Genomic DNA, 18,774 nt, shown 5'->3' with positions numbered 1-18,774 from the left:
ACAACGTTGCGGCGACCGGTGGTGGGGGTTGTGCGTAGTGGGGGGGGGGGGGGGGGGGAGAAGAACCCCCCCCCCCCCCCCCCCCCCCCCCCCCACCCCACCTTCGGTAGCAAAGGTCCCTTGCTCCCTTTTCACAGGTCAAGCGCGGTCAGTCAGTCCTCGTCGGCCGGGACTTCGCCGCTCTCGATCTGCCGCATCGCTTCCCGTCCGGCGGCCTCTTCGCTCAGCCCTTGCCGCCAGTATCCGGTGAAACAGATCGCCCGCTTGTCGATCCCGCGCTCCCGCACGAGATGCCGCCGCGCGAGCTTCACCATGTTCGCCTCGCCCGAAATCCACGCGTACGGCGTCCCGCCCGGCAGGTCGGCCTTACGCACCGCTTCGAGCACCGCCTCACCCACCGGACCGGAGCCCCGCACCACCCAGTGCAGCTCGACGGTCCCCTTCGTTTCGAAGACCTGCCGGTCCTCGCGGTCGCCGATCTCGACGTAGACCAGTGCCCGTGTCCCGGCGGGCAGCGCCTCGACGATCGCGCCGATCGCCGGGATCGCGGTCTCGTCACCGACCAGTAACTGCCAGGTGGTGTCCGAAGGCACGTCGTAGAGGCCGTGCGGGCCCAGGAACGCGACCCTGTCGCCCTCGGAAGCACGCGAAGCCCACGCCGAGGCGGGGCCTTCGTCGCCGTGCAGCACGAAGTCGATGTCGATCTCCTGCACCGACGGCCGCAGCGCGCGCACGGTGTAGGTGCGCATCGCCGGGCGGACGTCGTCGGGCATCGCGAGGTAGGTCCGGTACCAGGAGAGCACTTCGTCGCCGCTCAGCGGGGCGGGCAGCACGGGCTCGGTCTGGCCGGGCTGGGGGAAGAACACCTTCAGGTACTGGTCGGGCGCCTGGTCCACCAGCGACGCCCCAGAGAAGGTCACCCTGCTCATATGCGGGGTGAGCCGCCGGACGCCGGTCACCTTCGCCTCGATGAAACTCATTAGGCGAGGCTAACCTAAAATAGAGCTCCTGGACCAGCGTCGTCGCCGGGATCACGCTGCCACCGGTATTTTCGCAGGTCGACGCGCTGTCCGTCGGCCAGGACGCCTTCCGTGCGCAGCCGTTCCAGTTGCTCGTGGACCAGATGCGGCGCCGGTGTCCCGTCGGCGCGCAGAATGCGGTGCCAAGGCAGGTCGTGGCCGTCCTCGCCGAGGATCCGCCCGACCAGCCGCGGTGATGGAGCACCCGAAACCGACGCTATATCGCCATAAGTCGCGACCGAGCCGGCGGGCACGCTCGCGATGACCTCGCGCACCCGCTCGTGCAGTTCGTCATCCATGGGACCACTTTGCCGTGCCGCTGCGAGGTTGTGTCGGCGGGGCGTGGTTCCATCGTGGGCGTGAACGGGCGGCGAACAGCGGCAGGAACCGACGCGCGGCTGGTCCGCACGCCGGTCACCGGCACGCCGTCCTTCCAGTGGGATTCCGGCGCCCGCCGCCTGCTGGCCGCCCCCGATGGCTTCCGCCGGGTTCTCGGCGGCCCCGGCACGGGCAAGACGGCGTTGCTGGCGTCGGCGGCTTCGCGGCGCATCGCCGAGGGCGCGGATCCGGAGAGCGTGCTCATCTTGACCACCTCCCGCAAGGCGGCCGACGTCCTGCGTGCCGACATCACCCACCGGCTCACCACGGACCCGGAAGAGGATCCGCTGCCCCGCACGATCCGCGAGCCGCTCGTGCGCACCGTGCACTCGTACGCGTACGCGCTGTTGCGGATGGAGGCCCAGGCCGACGACCTCCCGCCGCCCCGGCTGCTGGCGGGAGCCGAACAGGACGTCGTCGTCCGCGAACTGCTCGCCGGCGACCTCGAAGCGGGTGCGCTCGACTGGCCGGAGCAGTTGCGGCCGGCGCTGAACGTGCCCGGTTTCGCCGAGGAACTGCGGGATCTCCTGCTCCGCGCCGCCGAACGCGGGCTGGGCCCGGAGGATCTGGTCGAACTCGGCAGGCGGCGCGGCCGCGACGAGTGGATCGCGGCCGGGCGCTTCTGGAGCCAGTACGAGGAGGTCACGCTGCTGCAAGGCGCGGGCGGCAACGCGCTCGGCGTCGCGAGCGCGCCCGCGCTGGACGCGGCGGAACTGGTCACTTCCGCGCTGCTGGCGCTGGAGGACGACGAAGAACTGCGTGAACGCGAACAACGCCGGATCCGGCATTTGTTCGTCGACGACGCGCAGCATCTCGATCCGCTGCAGACGCAGCTCATCCGGCTCATCGGGCACGCGGCCGACGAGTTCGTCGTCGCGGGCGATCCGGATCAGTCCGTGTTCTCCTTCCGCGGCGCGGATCCCCGGCTGTTCGCCGACGCGGACGAAGACGGCGAGCGCACGGTCCTGCTGACCACCGCGCATCGCCACGCCCCGGTGATCCGCACCGCGGTCACGAAACTCGGCTCCGTGCTGCCCGGTTCGGCACCGCAGCGCAAACTCGTGGACGCGCCGGACGCCGAGGGTGGCGCCGTCCGTGTCCGCTTGATGCCGACCCCGGCCGCCGAGGCGAGCTGGATCGCCGATCAGCTGCGCCGCGCGCATCTCGTCGACGGCGTCCCGTGGTCGGAGATGGCGGTACTCGTCCGGTCGCCCGCTCGTACTTTCCTTGTCCTGCAACGCGCTCTGCGTGCCGCCGGGGTGCCGATCGGTTCGGCGACCGAGGAACTGCCGCTCGCGAAACAGCCGGCCGTCCGGCCGTTGCTGGTGATGCTGCGGCTCGCCGCCGATCCGGAGCTGCTCGACGTGGACCTCGCCGAGATGCTGTTGTCGTCACCCTTGGGCGGCGCGGATCCGCTCGCGCTGCGGCGGCTGCGACGCGGCCTGCGCCGGCTGGAACTCGCCGGGGGCGGACAGCGGTCCAGCGACGAGTTGCTGGTGGAAGCCTTGCGTACCAACGACGTCCTCACCGGCTTGGCGGAGGCCGAAGCACAGCCGATGCGCCGCGTCGGTGGCCTGCTGCACGCGGCACACCAAGCCGTGGTGCGGGGCGATGGCGTCGAGCAGGTGCTGTGGGAGCTGTGGCAGGCCAGCGGTCTGGAACAGCGTTTCCTGCGGCTGGTCGATCGCGGCGGTTCACTGGGCTCGCAGGCGGATCGGGATCTCGACGCGATCGTCGCGCTCTTCGACGCGGCCGGTCGCTATGTCGACAGATTGCCGAGGTCGAGTGTCGCCTCGTTCGCGGATTACCTGTCCGCGCAGAACATCGCCGGTGACACGCTGGCGCCCGCGGCCATGAAGAGCGAAGGCGTTTCGCTGCTCACCGCGCACGCGGCCGCCGGTCGCGAGTGGACGGTCGTGTCGGTCGCCGGGGTCCAGGAGGGCAGCTGGCCGGATCTGCGGCTGCGCGGCTCCGTGTTGGGCGTCGAGCGGCTGGTGGACCTCATGTCCGGCGTCGACGACGAGAAGGTGTCCGCCACCGCGCCGATCCTCGCCGAAGAGCGGCGCCTGTTCTACCTCGCCGCGAGCCGGGCGCGGAAGACGTTGCTGGTCAGCGCGGTCGCGGGGGAGGACGAGCAGCCCTCGCGGTTCATCGACGACCTGGAGGAGAACGGCGCGGACGACGGTGGACTCGACTCGCGGATGAAACCCGCCGAGCGGTCGCTGGTGCTCGCCGAACTCGTCGGCGAACTGCGCGAGGTCGTGTGCGATGAGGCATGCGAGCCCGGGAGGCGGCAGCGCGCGGCCCGTCAGCTCGCGAAACTGGCGGCCGCCGGAGTGCCGGGAGCGCATCCGAGCACCTGGTACGGCCTTCTCGAACCGTCGACCGGCGAGCCCGTGCACAAACCGGGCGATCTCATCCGGATCTCACCGTCCACTGTGGAGGTTCTGGTCAAATGCCCGCTGCGGTGGCTGATCGAACGCCACGGCGGCAGCGATCCGGCGCAACTGGCCGCCGTCACCGGAACCCTGGTGCACGGGCTCGCGCAGGCGGTCGCGGGCGGGAGCAGTGACGAGCAGATCCGCGCGGCGCTCGACGAGGCGTGGGTGCGGGTCGACGCGGGAGCGCCGTGGTTCTCGCGCCGCGAGCGCTCGCGGGTCGAGCAGATGCTGCGGAACTTCATCTCCTGGCTGGAAACCAGCCGCAAGGAACTGATCGAAGCAGGCGTCGAGCAGGACATCGAGGTCGAACTACCGGTCGGCGACGGCGAGAACAGCGACGTCCGCGTGCTGCTGCGCGGCCGCGTCGACCGGGTGGAGATGGACAAGGACGGCCGCCCGGTCGTCATCGACATCAAGACCGGCAAGGTCCCGATCTCGGCCTCGGACGCCGAACAGCATCCGCAGCTGGCCGCGTATCAGCTGGCCGTGCTGCTCGGCGCGGTCGAGGGTGGCTCGAAACCCGGCGGCGCGCGGTTGGTCTACGTCGCGAAGTCCAACAACAAGACCGGATCCACCCAGCGTGAACAGGCACCGCTGGACGAGGACGGCGGCAAGCAGTGGCTCGAACTGGTGCGCTCGGCGGCCGGATCGGCCACCGGCCCGGAGTACGGGGTCACCGAGAACCCGGACTGTGATCGCTGTCCGGCAAGGGGTTGCTGTCCGCTGCGGCCCGAGGGCAGGCAGGTGACCGGTCCTTGATCTCCGATCTTCAGCGCCGTCAGGTCGAACCGGGCGAGATCGCTCGCGCGCTCGGCCTGCACAGTCCGACCGACGAACAGGCCGAGGTCATCGCCGCGCCCATCGAGCCGTCCCTGGTGGTCGCGGGTGCCGGTGCGGGCAAGACGGAGACGATGGCCGCGCGCGTCGTGTGGCTGGTGGCCAACAGTGTCGTACCGCCGGAACGCGTGCTCGGCCTGACCTTCACCCGCAAGGCCGCCCGCCAGCTCGGTGAACGCGTCCGCACCCGGCTGCGCCGCCTCGTCGGATCGGGGCTGCTCGACCGGATCGACCCGACCGGTGACCTGCGCACGACGGTGACGGCCGGGGAACCGACGGTGCTCACCTATCACGCGTACGCCGGGCGCCTGCTGTCCGAACACGGGCTGCGGTTGCCGGTCCAACCCGGCGTCCGGCTGCTCTCGGAGACGTCTTCATGGCAGTTCTCGCATCGTGTGGTGTCCACTTGGGACAATGACCTCGACACCGATCGCGTGCCCTCCACGGTGACGGCGCAATTGCTGGCGCTGGCCGGGGAACTGGGTGAGCATCTGGTCGAACCCGAACGGCTCGCGCAGTACACGTCGTGGCTGTGCGAGGTCATCGAGAACGCGCCGCGGGCCAAGGGGCAACGCGCCGCGCTGCCGCAGAAACTGGCCGAAGTCATGACGGCGCAACGGTTCCGGCTCGCGCTCCTGCCGCTGGTCGAGGCGTATCACGCGCGGAAGCGGGCCGAGGGCGCGCTCGACTTCGCCGACCAGATGTCGCTGGCCGCGCAGCTCGCCAGCAGCTATCCGGCGGTGGTCGCGGGGGAGCGCGAGCGGTACGGCGCGGTGCTGCTCGACGAGTATCAGGACACCGGTCACGCCCAGCGCATCCTGCTGCGGTCGCTGTTCGGCGGCGTCGAGCATCCGCCGATGCCGGTGACGGCGGTGGGCGATCCGGCGCAGGCCATCTACGGCTGGCGCGGGGCGAGCGCGGCCAACCTGCCGAGGTTCACCACGGACTTCCCGCGCGACAACGGCGAACGGCTCGTCCCGGCGCTCGATTTCGGGCTGCTGACCAGTTTCCGTAACCCACCCGAGGTGCTGGAACTGGCCAACGCGATCTCGGAACCGTTGCGGGAGCGAGGTCTCGGCGTCGCGCGGCTGCGCGCGCTGGAGGGCGCGGGTACCGCCGATATCGCCTCCGCGTTGCTGCCGGACGTCCGCGCCGAACGCGAATGGGTCGCCGACGCGGTGGCGAAGCGCTGGTTCGAAACCATGGAGGAGACCGGGAAACCGCCCACGGCGGCGGTGCTGGTCCGGCGCCGCGCCGACATGGCGCCGATCGCGGCCGAAATGCGGGCTCGTGGGCTGCCGGTGGAGGTCGTCGGACTCGGTGGTCTGCTCGACGAACCCGAGGTCGCGGACCTGGTCAGCACGTTGCGCGTACTCGCCGATCCGCTCGCGGGCAGTGCGGCCGCGCGGTTGCTGACCGGGGCGCGGTGGCGGATCGCGGCGGCCGACCTCGCGGCGTTGTGGCGTCGCGCGGGTGAACTCTCCTCGCCGGAGCCAACGGCGAAGTCCGATGTGGACGAACCGGTGCTGGTGACCGAGCGGGTCGAGCAGGCGGGCCTCATCGACGCCATCGACGATCCCGGTACGCCGGAACGGTATTCGCCGGAAGGGTACCGGCGTATCCAGCGGATCGGCAGGGAGCTGTCGGCCTTGCGCCGCCGTCTCGACCAGTCGCTGCCCGAACTGGTCGCCGACGTGGAACGCACGATGCTGCTCGACGTCGAGTCGCTGGCCCGTCCCGGACCGGCCGGTCGCGCGCACCTCGACGCCTTCGCCGACGTCGTCTCCGATTTCGCCGAAACCTCGCCGACGGCCACCCTTTTGTCCTTTGTGGACTACCTGAACACCGCCGCGCACGCGGAAGACGGGCTCACCCCCGGCGAGGTGGAGGTCGTCCCGGACCGGGTGCAGGTGCTGACCGTGCACTCGGCCAAGGGGCTGGAATGGCGCATCGTCGCGGTTCCGCATCTGGTCAAGGAGGTCTTCCCCGGCAGGCGGCGTTCGTCGTCGTGGCTGCGGACGTCGACTTCGCTTCCGGCCGCGCTGCGCGGTGACTCCGAGGACCTGCCGGAACTGCGGCTTTCCGAGGGCTATGACCGTAAAGAAGTCCAGGAAGCCTTGGAACTGCACGAAGAAGGCTTCGTGGCGCGAGAGGCGGACGAGGAGCGGCGGCTCTGCTACGTCGCGCTGACCCGTTCCGAACACACGCTGCTCGTTTCCGGACACTGGTGGAACGAGAGCAGCGCGCGGCCGAAGGGGCCTTCGGAGTTCCTGCTCGAAATCGGCGAGGTGATGCGGGCGAACTCGGTCGGCCGGATCGAGCACTGGGCCGACGAGCCCGACGGTGACGAGGAGAACCCGCTGGTCGCCGACTCCCGCCGCTCGCGGTGGCCGGTCGATCCGCTGTGGCCGCGGCGTGAGGGCGTCACCAATGGCGTCGACATGGTGCTCGATGCCATGGAGAACGCCGAAGAAGGGGACGTCGAGGAAGAGGAGGATCCGGACGGCTGGATCTCCGACACCAAGGTGCTGCTGGAGGAGCGCGCACGAGCGCAGAACCGCGTCCAGCAGGTCGTGCTGCCGCCGCATCTTTCGGTGAGCCAGCTGGTCGAACTGTCGGCGGACCCTGCCGCTTTGGCGAGGCGGCTGCGGCGGCCGCTTCCGGTGCGCCCCAACACTTACGCGCGCCGGGGGACGGCGTTCCACGGCTGGCTGGAGCAGCGGTTCGGCGGCGAACAGCTACTGGAGATCGACGATCTGCCGGGCGCGGCCGACGTCGACGAGGCACCGGATTCCGAGCTGGAGGCGCTGCAGACGGCGTTCGAGAAGAGCGAGTGGGCGAACCGGGTGCCGCACGCGGTCGAGGTCCCGTTCTCGGCCGACGTCGTGGGCGTGACCGTGCGCGGGCGGATGGACGCCGTCTTCGCGGACGCCGACGGCGGCTGGACCGTCGTCGACTGGAAGACCGGCGCGGTGCCGGAGAAGGACCGGCTCGCGCCGCTGGCCGTGCAGCTCGCGGCGTACCGGCTGGCGTGGGCGGCGTTGAAGAAGGTCCCCGTGGAGAAGGTGCGGGCGGCCTTCCACTATGTGAAACACGACCAGACCGTCCGCCCGGCGGATCTGCTGGACGCCGAAGGCCTGCGAAATCTCCTGCGACGCGTCCCGACGATCTAGCGTTTCGTCCTCTGAATGCGGTACTTGCGCGGGCAACTACCGCATTCAGAGGACGAAACGCGGGTCAGGCGCGGTCGCGGACCTTCAGCGCCCAGGTCACGAGCGGGATCTGAAGCGGGACACGGGCCCAGAAAGCCGCTCGCCAGTGCTTCGGCGCCTTTCGGCGATCGGCGTCCACGGCCATCTTGACGTTCCCCGGCAAGACCACCACGAACAGCAGCGCGGCCGCGAGCCCGCCGAGACGGCGCGTTTTCGGCGCGGCGATCGCGGCGGCGACCCCCAGCTCGGCGACGCCCGAGCCGTAGGTCCACGCGCGAGGCGAACCGGGAAGCTGCTTCGGGATGATGGCGTCGAACGGTTTGGGCTGGAGGAAGTGCAGGACACCCGCCGCGCCGAGGAGGCCGGCGAGGAAATACGCGGGCCGCTGCGACGGCTTGGATTCCGAAGACATGCCCCGAGCTTCGCATACCGCGCTGAAGGCGAGGATCTTCGGCTATCCTCCCGACCGTGAGTGACGCGGACCAGGCCGGAGCCTGTGCATGAGGGTTCTCAAGCGTTTCCCGGTCCGGCTGAGCGACCGTCCGGACCACGAGCTCGTCGGTGTGATCCGGATGCCGGAACTGACGGTCAGCCCGCTGCGGTCGATCCTCAAACGGATCATCGGCGCGATGCTCGCCCTGCTGGCGACCGTCCTGATCGTCTACCTCGACCGGGACGGCTACCGCGACGCGAACGGCGACGGGCTCAGCTTCCTCGACAGCCTCTATTACGCGACGGTGTCGCTCTCGACCACGGGGTACGGTGACATCGCGCCCGCGACGTCGTCCGCGCGGCTGGTGAACGTCCTGGTGATCACCCCGCTGCGGGTGCTCTTCCTCATCGTCCTGGTCGGTACCACCCTGGAAGTGCTCACCGAGCGCTCCCGCCAGGCTTTCAAGATCCAAAAGTGGAGGACGAAGGTGCGTGACCACACGGTCGTCGTCGGATTCGGCACGAAGGGCCGGTCGGCGGTCAACGCGCTGCTCGGGGACGAGAACGTCGAACCCGATCACATCGTCGTCGTCGATACCGAGCAGCAGGCTCTCGAAGCGGCCACTTCGCTCGGCCTGGTGACCGTGCACGGTTCGGCCACCCGCGCCGACGTGCTGCGGGTCGCCGGTGTCCAGCGGGCCAAGGCCGTCGTCGTCGCCCCGAACCGGGACGACACCGCGGTGCTGGTCACGCTGACCGCGCGCGAGCTGGCGCCGAAAGCGCACATCGTGGCGTCGGTGCGGGAGGCGGAGAACGTCCATCTGCTGAAGCAGTCGGGCGCGAACCAGGTCGTGGTGTCGAGCGAGACGGCAGGCCGCCTGCTCGGTATGGCGACGTCGTCGCCGCTGGTGGTCGACATGGTCGAGGACCTGCTCACCCCCGAGTCCGGCCTCGCGATCGCCGAACGCCCGGTGGAACCGTCCGAAGAGGGCGGCTCGCCGCGGCATCTGTCGGACATCGTGCTGGGCGTCGTCCGCGGCGGCGTCCTGTACCGCGTCGACGCTCCGCAGGCCGACGCGATCGAGCCGGGCGACAAGCTGCTGTACGTCCGCAAGGTGACGTCCGCGGAGACCATCGAGCGCTGATCCGGCGGCGGTAGCGGGGGACCTTTGGTATCACCTTCGCCACCGGGAGGGTTCGCTGTGTTTTGCCGCCCGGTTCTGGGAGCATGGCGATCGTGCGCAAGCGATCGGACCCCGCCAGAGGGCTCACCCCGGGGTGGAACTCCCTGGCCGTGGCGGCCGGTGTCGGCCTGCTGGTGATCTTTCTGGCCTGGCTCGCCGGGCCTGGTCTGTTCGGCATCACGAACGACACTCCGGGGACGACCGTGCAGGCCGAGGTCGTCCGGCCCGCGCCCTGTACGGGCGGCGGCGCCACCGAGACCGTCAAGTTCGAATTCGGCGGCAAGCCGATGGAGGGCTCACTCAACGCCTGCGGGCACGGCAAGGGGGAGCGGGTCGAAGTCGTCGTCCCCGACGGCTCCGCGGGTGACGCCGTCTCGGTGCACGCGGCCGACGCGGCGACCGGAGCCAGCGACGCGCGGCGTCCGCTCGGGCTGGCACTGCTGGTGTTCAGCTGCTTCGCCGGCGGGATGTACGTCTTCCTCGTCCTGCGTGGGCCGCGGCGGCTCGCGGCGGCGCTCTGACCCCTCGCATTTAGAGGACGAACCGCGAGGGAAGGGGAGGGGTCAGGAGACGGCGCTGGCCGCAGCCGAGAAGGTGTTGCAGTCGGCGATCCGGTTGTTGCTCGCACCGGCCCGCCACCAGGACGCGTAATGCGCGTTCGTCCCGTGGTCCTGGCTGCGTGAGGTGTTGTCGCCCCGGGTCTCCTGGTCGTTCCAGGCCTTGTTGTACATGTCCCGGCTGACCGTGCCGCCCTGGTCGACATGCGCGCCGAGGAACATCCCGGAGAAACACTGCGCCTGCAGTTCCTTCCGCCGCGACATCTCCAGCCCGGCCGGGCTGTTCTGCCCCGCGTCGTAGATCTTCTGCCAGGCCGCGTCCATCAGCCCGGCGACCTCCTGCACGTGATGCCCGTACTCGTGGGCGAAAAGCGCGAGGTAGACGCCGGGATTGTTGCCGTACTGGTCGGTCTGCAGACCCCGGAACGGCACGTAGAGGTTGTTCTCGCAGTAGTACGCCGCCGTCGCGATGCCCACCTGGATCGTGCCGCATTCGGTGTCGAAGCTGGCGCCGGTCGGGAAGTGCAGGGCGGGCGGGGTGAACGGCAGGCGGTAGGCCTCGAGGAACGGGCCCCACGCGTTGTCGAGGCATTTGCCCGCCGCGGTGAAGAACGCCTCCGCCGCCTGCTGGCTGCTCTGCCACTGCGGCAGCGTGCAGACGCGGTTCTGCAGGCCGGCGTTGGGATCCTGGAGCATCGGGTGGTCCGCGAGCTTGAGGATCTTCTGCGGCCCGTTCGAAGTGGACGGCGTCCTGGACGGCGACGTCGGGAACGGATCCGGCGAGGACGAGGGCGACGACGACCCGCTCGGCGGCAGTGCCGCCGGGGAAGTCGGGCCAGGAGAGTTCTGGTAGCCCGCATTCGCTACGTGATCGTTGTCGTCACGATTGAGTGAAACGATCGCCACCAGACCGAGGACCAGTACGGCGACCGCGCCGAGGCAGATCCCGATGATCGCGCCGGCCGACCGGCGCGGCGGCGTCGGGAACTGGTGTGGGGCGCCTTGCCACGGGGCAGGGGGCTGGCCGTGCACCGGCGGTGGCTGGACGGCGCCGCGTGGCGGCCACTGGCCGTGGGGCGGTTGCGTCATCAAGTCGGTCCCGGGTGGTCCTAGGGGCGAACCGGGGGTACCCGGCCCGAATGTTCAGCATAACGAGCTAACGGCGCACCCTCCCATTGCTCGCTGCAGAGGGTATCCATGGTGAGGCGAGCGGTCACCCATCAGTGTCGTCACCCCAGCTCTGGCTGGGTGTCGGACCCTCTGGAAGAGTGTGCGTAAGCCACGCGAACGGGTAAGGGGTTGTCGCATGACGGAGACCGGGGGACCGTCCGGGCCGGAAGGTTCCGAGACGCCGAAGCCGCAGGCGGACGCACCGACACCGCCGCGCGGTGAAGTGCCGCCACCGCCACCGCCTGCGCCGGACCAGCAGTGGCAGTCCCCGTCAGGGGCGGCACCGCCTCCGCCGTCCTATCAGGCCCCGCAGCAGCAGTATCCGAACTGGAAGGTCGGACTCGGCAGGCCCGGGGTCATCCCGCTGCGCCCGCTGAACCTGACCGACATCCTCGACGGCGCGATCACCACCATGCGCCGGTACTGGCGGATGGTCTTCGGCGCCGCCGCGGTGACCGCCGTGCTCACCGCCGCCATCGACCTGATCGGGTTGCTGTTGGTCGACACGACCGAGGACCTCGAGCGGATCCGCGATCTCGGCCCGGCGGCCACCGATCAGGAACTGATGAACCAGCTGCTGGACATGCTCGGCGGATCGCTGGCGGTGAGCTTCATCAGTCTCATCGCCACCATGGTCGGGACGACGCTGCTCACCGGCTTCCTGACCGTCCTGATGGGCAAGGCCGCGCTGGGCAAGCCGGTCATCTTCAAGGAGGCGGTGAAGGAGGCGGCGTCCCGGCTCCTGCCGCTGCTCGGGCTGACCGTGCTCTACACGCTGGCGATCCTGGTCGCGGCGATCTTCTGTCTCATCCCCGCGATCATCCCGTTCACCTTCTGGGCGCTGGCCAGTCCGGCGCTGCTCCTGGAACGCGGCACCGTGCGCGAGGCGTTCCGTCGTTCGGTGAAGCTGGTCTCGGGGATGTTCTGGCGGGTCTTCGGAATCCTGCTGCTGGCCGCCGTGATCTCGGGGTTGCTGGGGTCGATCATCACGACGCCGTTCAGCTTCGGCGCGTTCATGTCCGTCTTCACCGATCCCCAGCAGGTGTACATCCCCTCGACCGGTGACCTGATCCTGCAGTCGGTCGGCACCGTGATCGCGCAGACGATCGTCGGGCCGTTCACCGCGCTGGTCACCGTCATCCTCTACATCGACCAGCGGATGCGCCGCGAGGGCATGGACATCGAACTGGCCCGTGCCGCCGGCATCACGCCGCCGCCTCCGCCGCAGGCATGGTGACGCGTTTCCTCACCGAAGTCCCGGTCGACATCGACCGGGACACCGCCCGGCTGCGCGCGGCCGAGGAACTCTCGGGTCCGGCTTACCAGGCCGCGAAGCCGAGTTGGCTGTCCGAGGCGTTCAGCTGGGTGGTCGAAAAGCTGCTGAAGTTCCTCACCACCGTCAACAGCGCCGTGCCCGGCGGGATCTTCGCCGTCGTGGTGCTGATCGTCGTGGTGATCGTGCTGTTCGTGGTGATCCGGCTGCGGTCCGGTCCCTTGGCGACCTCGGCCAAGGGGGAGCGCGCGGTCTTCGCCGGGCGGCGCAAACCTTCCGGTGAACACCGCAAAGCGGCCGCGGAGGCCGCGGCGCGGGGCGACTTCGACGACGCCGTCCGGGAGATCTTCCGTGCCCTGGTGCGGTCATTGGAGGAACGGGCGCTGCTGGACGAGAAGTCCGGCCGGACGGCCGACGAGGCCGCCATCGAAGCCGGACGGCTGCTCCCGGACGTCGCCGACGCGCTGCGCGCCGGTGCCCGGTTGTTCGACGATGTCCATTATGGAGGGATACCGGCCACCGAGGCCGGTTACCGGTCCTTGTCCGAATTGGACGATCGCTGCCGCCGTTCCCGGCCCGTCGCGCTGGCGGCCGGATGACCTCGGTTTCGCCCGACGCCCGCCGGATCTGGCGCGGGGTGCGGCTCCCGCTCGCGGTGATCTTCCTCGTGGTGCTGACCGGCACGCTGCTGGTCCTCGCCAGAGGTGAGCAGACCCCCGGCGCCCTCGAACCGGGTTCGTACGAGCCCGGCGGCAGCCGCGCGCTGGCGACCTTGCTGGAACGGGAAGGCGTCAAGATCCCGGTCGTGCGCACCGCAGCCGCGGCCAAAGGTGTCGCGAGGGACGCGACCGTCTTGATCACCCAGCCCGCCTACCTGCCCGAGAACACCTTCGCCGAAATCCGGCGGAACGCCAAGCACGTCGTACTGGTGCAGCCGAGTCCTGGCATGCTCGAGGAGATCCTTCCCGGGGTGCGGTCGACCGGCCAGCTGGAGATCGAGACCCGGGCCCCGGACTGTCAGGCGGCGGATCCCGTCGCCGCGGGCAGCGCGACGATGGGTGGCTTGAGGTACACGGCCACGCAGCCACGGGCACAGGATTGCTACGGCGGTTCGTATCTCGAAGTCCCCGGTCCACAAGCGACGGTGACCGTGCTCGGCTCTCCCGATCTGCTGACCAACAAAGAGTTGTCGGCCGAGGGCAACGCGGCGCTCGCCATGCGGCTGCTCGGGAAGCACGAGCGGCTGGTCTGGTACCTGCCGACGCCGGCGGATCCGTCGCTCGAAGCGGAGAAGAAGCCGCTGTCCGAACTGATCCCGGCCGGCTGGTCGTACGGGGCCTTGCAGGCCGGGATCGCGGTGGTCCTGCTGGCGCTGTGGCGCTCCCGGCGGCTCGGGCCGGTGGTGACCGAACCGATCCCGGTCGTGGTGCGCGCGGCCGAGGCCACCGAGGGCAGGGCTCGGTTGTATCGCAAGGCGAAGGCCGCCGCGCACGCCGGGGAGACCCTGCGTGAGGCGGCCCGCGCGCGGCTTCGGCCGTTGCTGGGGCTGACCCGCGACGCCGAACCCGCGGCACTGGTGGAATCCGTCGCCGCGCGGACCGGCCGGGCCCCGGCCGAGATCGGCGCGCTGCTGTACGGGGATCCGCCCGCCGACGACGCCGCGCTGGTGCGGCTGGCGGACGGACTCGACGTCGTGGAACGAGAGGTGGAGCGGTCTTGAGTACCGAACAGGCCGGGCAGACCGGACAGGCCGAGCAGTCCAGTGTGGACGGTGCGGCCGAAGCGCGCGCGGCACTGATCGCGTTGCGCGCCGAGGTCGGGAAGGCCGTCGTCGGCAACGACGCGGCCGTCACCGGGCTCATCATCGCGTTGCTGTGCCGAGGGCACGTGCTGCTCGAAGGCGTCCCTGGTGTGGCGAAGACCTTGCTTGTGCGCGCCTTGGCCGCGGCGCTGGACCTGAAGACGACGCGGGTGCAGTTCACGCCGGACCTCATGCCGGGCGACATCACCGGCTCGATCATCTACGACGCGCACAGTGGCGAGTTCTCCTTCCGCGAGGGCCCGGTGTTCACCAATCTGCTGCTGGCCGACGAAATCAACCGCACCCCGCCGAAAACGCAGTCGGCGCTGCTGGAGGCGATGGAGGAGCGGCAGGTCTCCAACGACGGCAAGACCCGGCCGTTGCCCGATCCGTTCATCGTCATCGCGACACAGAACCCGGTCGAATACGAAGGCACTTACCCGCTTCCCGAGGCGCAGCTGGACCGGTTCCTGCTGAAACTGACCATGCCGACGCCGTCGCGTGAGGACGAATTCGGCATCCTTTCCCGGCACGCGCAAGGATTCGACCCGAGGAATCTGGTCGCGGCCGGGCTCAAGCCGGTCGCCGGCGCCGCCGAACTCGACGCGGCGCGGCGCGCGGTCGCCGGGGTCACCGTGCGCCCCGAGGTGCTCGCCTACATCGTCGACGTCTGCCGGGCGACGCGGGCGCTGCCGTCCGTGCGCATCGGCGTCTCGCCGCGTGGCGCGACCGCGCTGCTGGCCGCGACGCGGGCCTGGGCGTGGCTCGCCGGCCGCGACTACGCCACCCCGGACGACGTCAAAGCCTTGGCACGGCCGTCTTTGCGGCACCGGCTCGATCTGCGGCCCGAAGCCGAACTCGAAGGCGCGACCGCCGACGGTGTGCTGGACCGCGTCCTCGCGTCCGTGCCCGTTCCACGCTGATGGCCGTCACCGGGCGGCTCGGGCTGCTGGCGCTCCTCGCGGCGCCGGTGGTCGGCCTCCTGCTGCCGTCGTGGACCGGGATCGGGCTGGCCGCCGCGGTCGTGTTCCTGTTGGTGGTGCTGGATCTCCTGCTCGCCGGGAGTGTGCGGCGGTTGCGGTTCGAGCGGTCCGGTGCGACATCCGTACGGCTGGGGGAGGCCTGTGAGATCACGCTGACCGTCGCCAACCCTGGTGGCCGTCCCGTGCGCGCGTGGCTGCGGGACGCCTGGCCGCCCAGCGCCGGCGCGGACGACCGGCACCGCTTGACCTTGCCCGCGGGCGAACGCCGCGTCGTCACCACCCGGCTCCTGCCGACCCGGCGCGGCGATCGGCGGGCGGTCCGGGTCACCGTCCGGTCGACCGGGCCGCTCGGCCTCGCGGCACGGCAGGGTTCGCACGAGGTGCCGTGGACCGTGCGGGTGCTGCCGCCGTTCCACAGCCGCAAGCATCTGCCGTCGCGGCTGGCGCGGCTGCAGCAGCTCGACGGCCGCAACGCGGTACTGATCCGGGGGCAGGGCACGGAATTCGACTCGTTGCGCGAGTACGTGATCGGTGACGACGTCCGGTCGATCGACTGGCGGGCCTCGGCACGCGCGTCCGATGTCATGGTGCGGACCTGGCGCCCCGAACGCGACCGGCACGTGGTGCTGGTCCTCGACACCGGCCGCGTTTCGGCGGGCCGGGTCGGGGACGCGCCGCGGCTCGACGCGGCGATGGACGCCGCGCTGCTGCTGGCCGTGCTCGCCGCGCGGGCGGGTGACCGCGTCGACCTCTTCGCCTACGACCGTCAGGTACAGGCCGCGGTGCAGGGTTCGACGGAACTGTTGCCCGCCTTGGTGAACGCGATGGCGCCGCTCGAACCGTCGCTCATCGAGACCGACGCGCGCGGGATGGTCGCGGAGGTGCTGCGGCGGACCCGGCGGCGCGCGCTGGTCGTCCTGCTGACCGGGCTGGACGCGGCGCCGCTCGAAGAGGGCCTGTTCCCGGTGCTGTCCAACCTGACCTCGCGGCATCAGCTGGTGGTCGCTTCGGTGGCCGACCCGCGGGTGGCCGACATGGCGGCGGGCCGCGGTGACGCGGAGGCCGTCTACGACGCCGCCGCGGCCGAGCGGGTGCTGGCCGAACGGCGCCAGGTCACCGCGCGGCTGGCGCGGCACGGGGTCGAGGTCGTCGACGCCGTGCCCGAGGACCTCCCGCCGCGGCTGGCCGACCGGTATCTCGCGCTGAAGGCGGCCGGGCGACTCTGACGTCGACCGCGCGCGCCGCCTGGTCAGCCGGCTTCCGGTCGGGAATCACCGGCGTACCGCCAGTCGACATCGCCCGTTTCCCCCGCTTTCGCGGCCTTTCGCCCGACCACGAAGACGTAGAGCAAAAAGGCGACTTCGGCGAGCACGCCGATTCCGATCCGTGCCCAGGTCGGCAGGCCCGACGGGGTCACGAAGCCCTCGATCACGCCGGAGATCAGCAACACCACGGTCAGGCCCAGCGCCATCACCACGACCGACCGCCCCTGCTCACCGAGCGCCGCCGTCCGTGAGCGGCGTCCGGGGTCGACGACCGTCCAGCCCAGCTTCAGTCCCGTCCCGGCCGCGACGAACACCGCGGTCAGTTCCAGCAGGCCGTGCGGGAGGATCAGGCCGAAGAAGACGTCGAGCCGTCCGGCCGAGGACATCAGCGCCGCGCCGACCGCGAGGTTCAGCGAGTTCGCCCAGAGCGCGTAGATCACCGGGAGACCCAGCACGACGCCGAGGAACAGGCAGGTCGCCGCCACCCACGCGTTGTTCGTCCACACGCGCGCGGCGAAGGAGCCCGCGGGGTCGGACGAGTAGTACGTCTCGTACTTCCCGCCCGGCGCGGTCAGGTCCTTGAACTCCTCCGGCGAGGCCAGCGACGCGAGCACCTGCGGGTCACCGGCGATCCACACCGCCGCGATCGCCATCACCGCGATCGACGCCGCCGCCGACGCGAGCCACCAGCGCCTGCTCAGGTACAGCGCGGCCGGGAAGCGCCGGGTGAAGAACAGGCCGACCTCGCGCCAGGCTGGGCTGTGCGAGCCGGTGACGGCCGAGCGCGCCTTCGCGACCAGGCCGGACAGCTGCGCGACGAGCGCGGGGTCGGGCGCGACCGAGCGGATGATCGAAAGGTGGGTCGCGACGCGCTGGTACAGCGTCACCAGCTCGTCGGCGTCCTGGCCGCTGAGTTTCCCGGCGCGGCCGACGAGGTCACGCAGCCGGTCCCATTCGGCCTGATGCGCGGCGACGAACACGTCCACGTCCAACTCGGAACCCTCCCGACGATCGTCCTTGGTCGCCCAGCCTATTCGTCACTACGCTTGCCAGGTGGAACAAGAGTCCGAACTCGTCACCGGCGAGGCCGTCGTCCTGGACATGCGCGCGGCGAAACTGGCCAGCCGAGGGCTCGCCATGATGATCGACGTCGCCCTCCAGCTGATCGCGCTGTTCGTCGCGATGCTGGTACTGAGCCAGGTCATCGTGTTCGGCGACGAAGCGCTGATAATGACCCTGTTCCTGGTGACCCTCGTGCTGATCATGGTCGGCTACCCGGTGATCTTCGAGACGCTCAGCCGGGGCCGCACGCTCGGGAAGATGGCGCTCGGCCTGCGCGTGGTCCGCACGGACGGCGGCCCGGTCCGGTTCCGGCACGCGCTCGTCCGCGGGCTCGCCGGTTTCTTCGTCGACTTCTGGGCGCTGGGTCTGCTCGGCGTCGTGGCGGTGGTCACGTCGCTGCTGTCGCCCAATGGACGCCGGGTCGGCGATTACCTCGCCGGCACGCTGGTGATCCGGGAACGCGTGCCCGCCTCCCGGACGCCGTACGTCGGGATGCCGCCGGAGCTGGCGTACTGGGCCTCGCAGCTGGACTTGACCCGGTTGCCGGACGACCTCGCGCTGGCCGTCCGCCAGTACTTGAGCCGGACGAGCGAGCTCCGTCCCGAGGCGGTCGAAGCCCTCGGATACGGGCTCGCGCAGCAGGTCGCGGCGGCGATCGGGGCGCCGGTGCCGCCGGGGGTGCCGTCGTGGGCGTACCTGTCGGCGGTGCTGGCGGAGCGACGCCGCCGGGATCAGGCGAAGCTGCAGCACGCGCCGCTTCAGCCTGTCGTGCAGTACGTGCCGCCTGTGCAGGCCCAACCGGTTCAGCCGTACCCACAGCCGTATCCGCAGTCCTATTCGCAGCCGTATCCGCAGGCTGCCGCTCCCGCGCCGGTCACGCAGCCGGTCGCCCAGCCTGCCCCGCGGCCGGAGCCGGAACCCGAGAACCCCTTCGCGCCACCAGGCTGATCCCCGCGACGTCGTGAAGGCCTCCTTCCCTACCTTCAGCGCAGGGTCCCGGCAAAGTCGCATAACTGCTGGTCGGCTCCATTACTCGAGCGGGTCAAGGCGAACGTGTCGTGGCGGACCCGGCGGGAGCGGGTTCACGTAAAAGGGGCCTCACCTGGCTCCTGACTGTCCATAAGGGACACTTTTCGGGGCAAATGTGCCCGATTTGGGCG

General features: G+C 70.5%; 15 protein-coding genes. 10 read left to right on the top strand and 5 right to left on the bottom strand.

Going from position 1 to position 18,774, the window contains the following annotated elements; genetic code table 11:
* Positions 1-152: 152 nt before the first annotated feature.
* Positions 153-980, bottom strand: a complete 828-nt coding sequence (locus ACZ7KI_RS42650; RefSeq protein ID WP_470278696.1) for a siderophore-interacting protein — start codon at positions 978-980, stop codon at positions 153-155.
* Positions 981-994: 14 nt separating this feature from the next.
* Positions 995-1,318 carry an MGMT family protein gene (locus tag ACZ7KI_RS42645; protein WP_470278695.1) on the bottom strand — a complete coding sequence of 108 codons (324 nt, stop codon included), beginning with the start codon at positions 1,316-1,318 and terminating at the stop codon, positions 995-997.
* 54 nt (positions 1,319-1,372) lie between these two features.
* Here ACZ7KI_RS42645 and ACZ7KI_RS42640 point away from each other — a divergent pair, with 54 nt between their 5' ends.
* Positions 1,373-4,597 carry an ATP-dependent helicase gene (locus ACZ7KI_RS42640; protein ID WP_470278694.1) on the top strand — a complete coding sequence of 1,075 codons (3,225 nt, stop codon included), beginning with the start codon at positions 1,373-1,375 and terminating at the stop codon, positions 4,595-4,597.
* Positions 4,594-7,848 carry an ATP-dependent helicase gene (locus ACZ7KI_RS42635; protein ID WP_470278693.1) on the top strand — a complete coding sequence of 1,085 codons (3,255 nt, stop codon included), beginning with the start codon at positions 4,594-4,596 and terminating at the stop codon, positions 7,846-7,848. The genes ACZ7KI_RS42640 and ACZ7KI_RS42635 overlap by 4 nt, the downstream gene beginning before the upstream one ends.
* A gap of 64 nt (positions 7,849-7,912) precedes the next feature.
* Here the strand turns inward: ACZ7KI_RS42635 and ACZ7KI_RS42630 are convergent, their stop codons facing one another.
* Positions 7,913-8,299, bottom strand: coding sequence for a DoxX family protein (locus tag ACZ7KI_RS42630; protein ID WP_465504829.1), 387 nt, complete (start codon positions 8,297-8,299; stop codon positions 7,913-7,915).
* An 88-nt stretch (positions 8,300-8,387) separates the two neighbouring features.
* Here ACZ7KI_RS42630 and ACZ7KI_RS42625 point away from each other — a divergent pair, with 88 nt between their 5' ends.
* Both ACZ7KI_RS42625 and ACZ7KI_RS42620 read left to right on the top strand, forming a co-directional pair.
* Positions 8,388-9,464: a potassium channel family protein gene (locus ACZ7KI_RS42625; protein WP_470278692.1), complete on the top strand. Its 1,077-nt coding sequence runs from the start codon at positions 8,388-8,390 to the stop codon at positions 9,462-9,464.
* A gap of 149 nt (positions 9,465-9,613) precedes the next feature.
* The gene (locus tag ACZ7KI_RS42620; protein ID WP_470278698.1) at positions 9,614-10,024 is read left to right on the top strand and encodes a hypothetical protein; all 411 of its coding nucleotides are present in this window, start codon (positions 9,614-9,616) and stop codon (positions 10,022-10,024) included.
* Positions 10,025-10,066: 42 nt separating this feature from the next.
* On the opposite strand, the gene ACZ7KI_RS42615 is transcribed toward ACZ7KI_RS42620, so the two are convergent.
* Positions 10,067-11,149, bottom strand: coding sequence for a neutral zinc metallopeptidase (locus ACZ7KI_RS42615; RefSeq protein ID WP_470278691.1), 1,083 nt, complete (start codon positions 11,147-11,149; stop codon positions 10,067-10,069).
* A 217-nt stretch (positions 11,150-11,366) separates the two neighbouring features.
* On the opposite strand from ACZ7KI_RS42615, the gene ACZ7KI_RS42610 reads away from it, so the two are divergent.
* Genes ACZ7KI_RS42610 through ACZ7KI_RS42590 form a run of 5 tightly spaced genes read left to right on the top strand, consistent with a single transcriptional unit; the run spans position 11,367 to position 16,513 of the window.
* Entirely contained in the window at positions 11,367-12,467 is a 1,101-nt protein-coding gene (locus ACZ7KI_RS42610) for a DUF7847 domain-containing protein (RefSeq protein WP_470278690.1), read from the top strand.
* Positions 12,461-13,102 carry a DUF4129 domain-containing protein gene (locus tag ACZ7KI_RS42605; protein WP_470278689.1) on the top strand — a complete coding sequence of 214 codons (642 nt, stop codon included), beginning with the start codon at positions 12,461-12,463 and terminating at the stop codon, positions 13,100-13,102. Before ACZ7KI_RS42610 ends, ACZ7KI_RS42605 begins: the two co-directional genes overlap by 7 nt.
* Entirely contained in the window at positions 13,099-14,223 is a 1,125-nt protein-coding gene (locus tag ACZ7KI_RS42600; protein ID WP_470278688.1) for a DUF4350 domain-containing protein, read from the top strand. Before ACZ7KI_RS42605 ends, ACZ7KI_RS42600 begins: the two co-directional genes overlap by 4 nt.
* Before the next feature lie 44 nt (positions 14,224-14,267).
* Positions 14,268-15,227, top strand: a complete 960-nt coding sequence (locus ACZ7KI_RS42595; protein ID WP_470278697.1) for an AAA family ATPase — start codon at positions 14,268-14,270, stop codon at positions 15,225-15,227.
* Positions 15,227-16,513, top strand: coding sequence for a DUF58 domain-containing protein (locus tag ACZ7KI_RS42590; RefSeq protein WP_470278687.1), 1,287 nt, complete (start codon positions 15,227-15,229; stop codon positions 16,511-16,513). The genes ACZ7KI_RS42595 and ACZ7KI_RS42590 overlap by 1 nt, the downstream gene beginning before the upstream one ends.
* 23 nt (positions 16,514-16,536) lie before the next feature.
* On the opposite strand, the gene ACZ7KI_RS42585 is transcribed toward ACZ7KI_RS42590, so the two are convergent.
* Entirely contained in the window at positions 16,537-17,544 is a 1,008-nt protein-coding gene (locus ACZ7KI_RS42585) for a stage II sporulation protein M (RefSeq protein WP_470278686.1), read from the bottom strand.
* A gap of 61 nt (positions 17,545-17,605) precedes the next feature.
* Between ACZ7KI_RS42585 and ACZ7KI_RS42580 the strand changes: the two genes are divergently transcribed.
* Positions 17,606-18,562 (top strand): RDD family protein, encoded by a 957-nt coding sequence (locus ACZ7KI_RS42580; RefSeq protein ID WP_470278685.1) that lies wholly within the window; start codon positions 17,606-17,608, stop codon positions 18,560-18,562.
* Positions 18,563-18,774: the final 212 nt, after the last annotated feature.

It is taken from the genome of Amycolatopsis sp. NPDC039088 (assembly GCF_055598845.1).
Note: the sequence above shows the minus strand (reverse complement) of the source record. Positions and strands in the feature narration are given on the sequence as shown.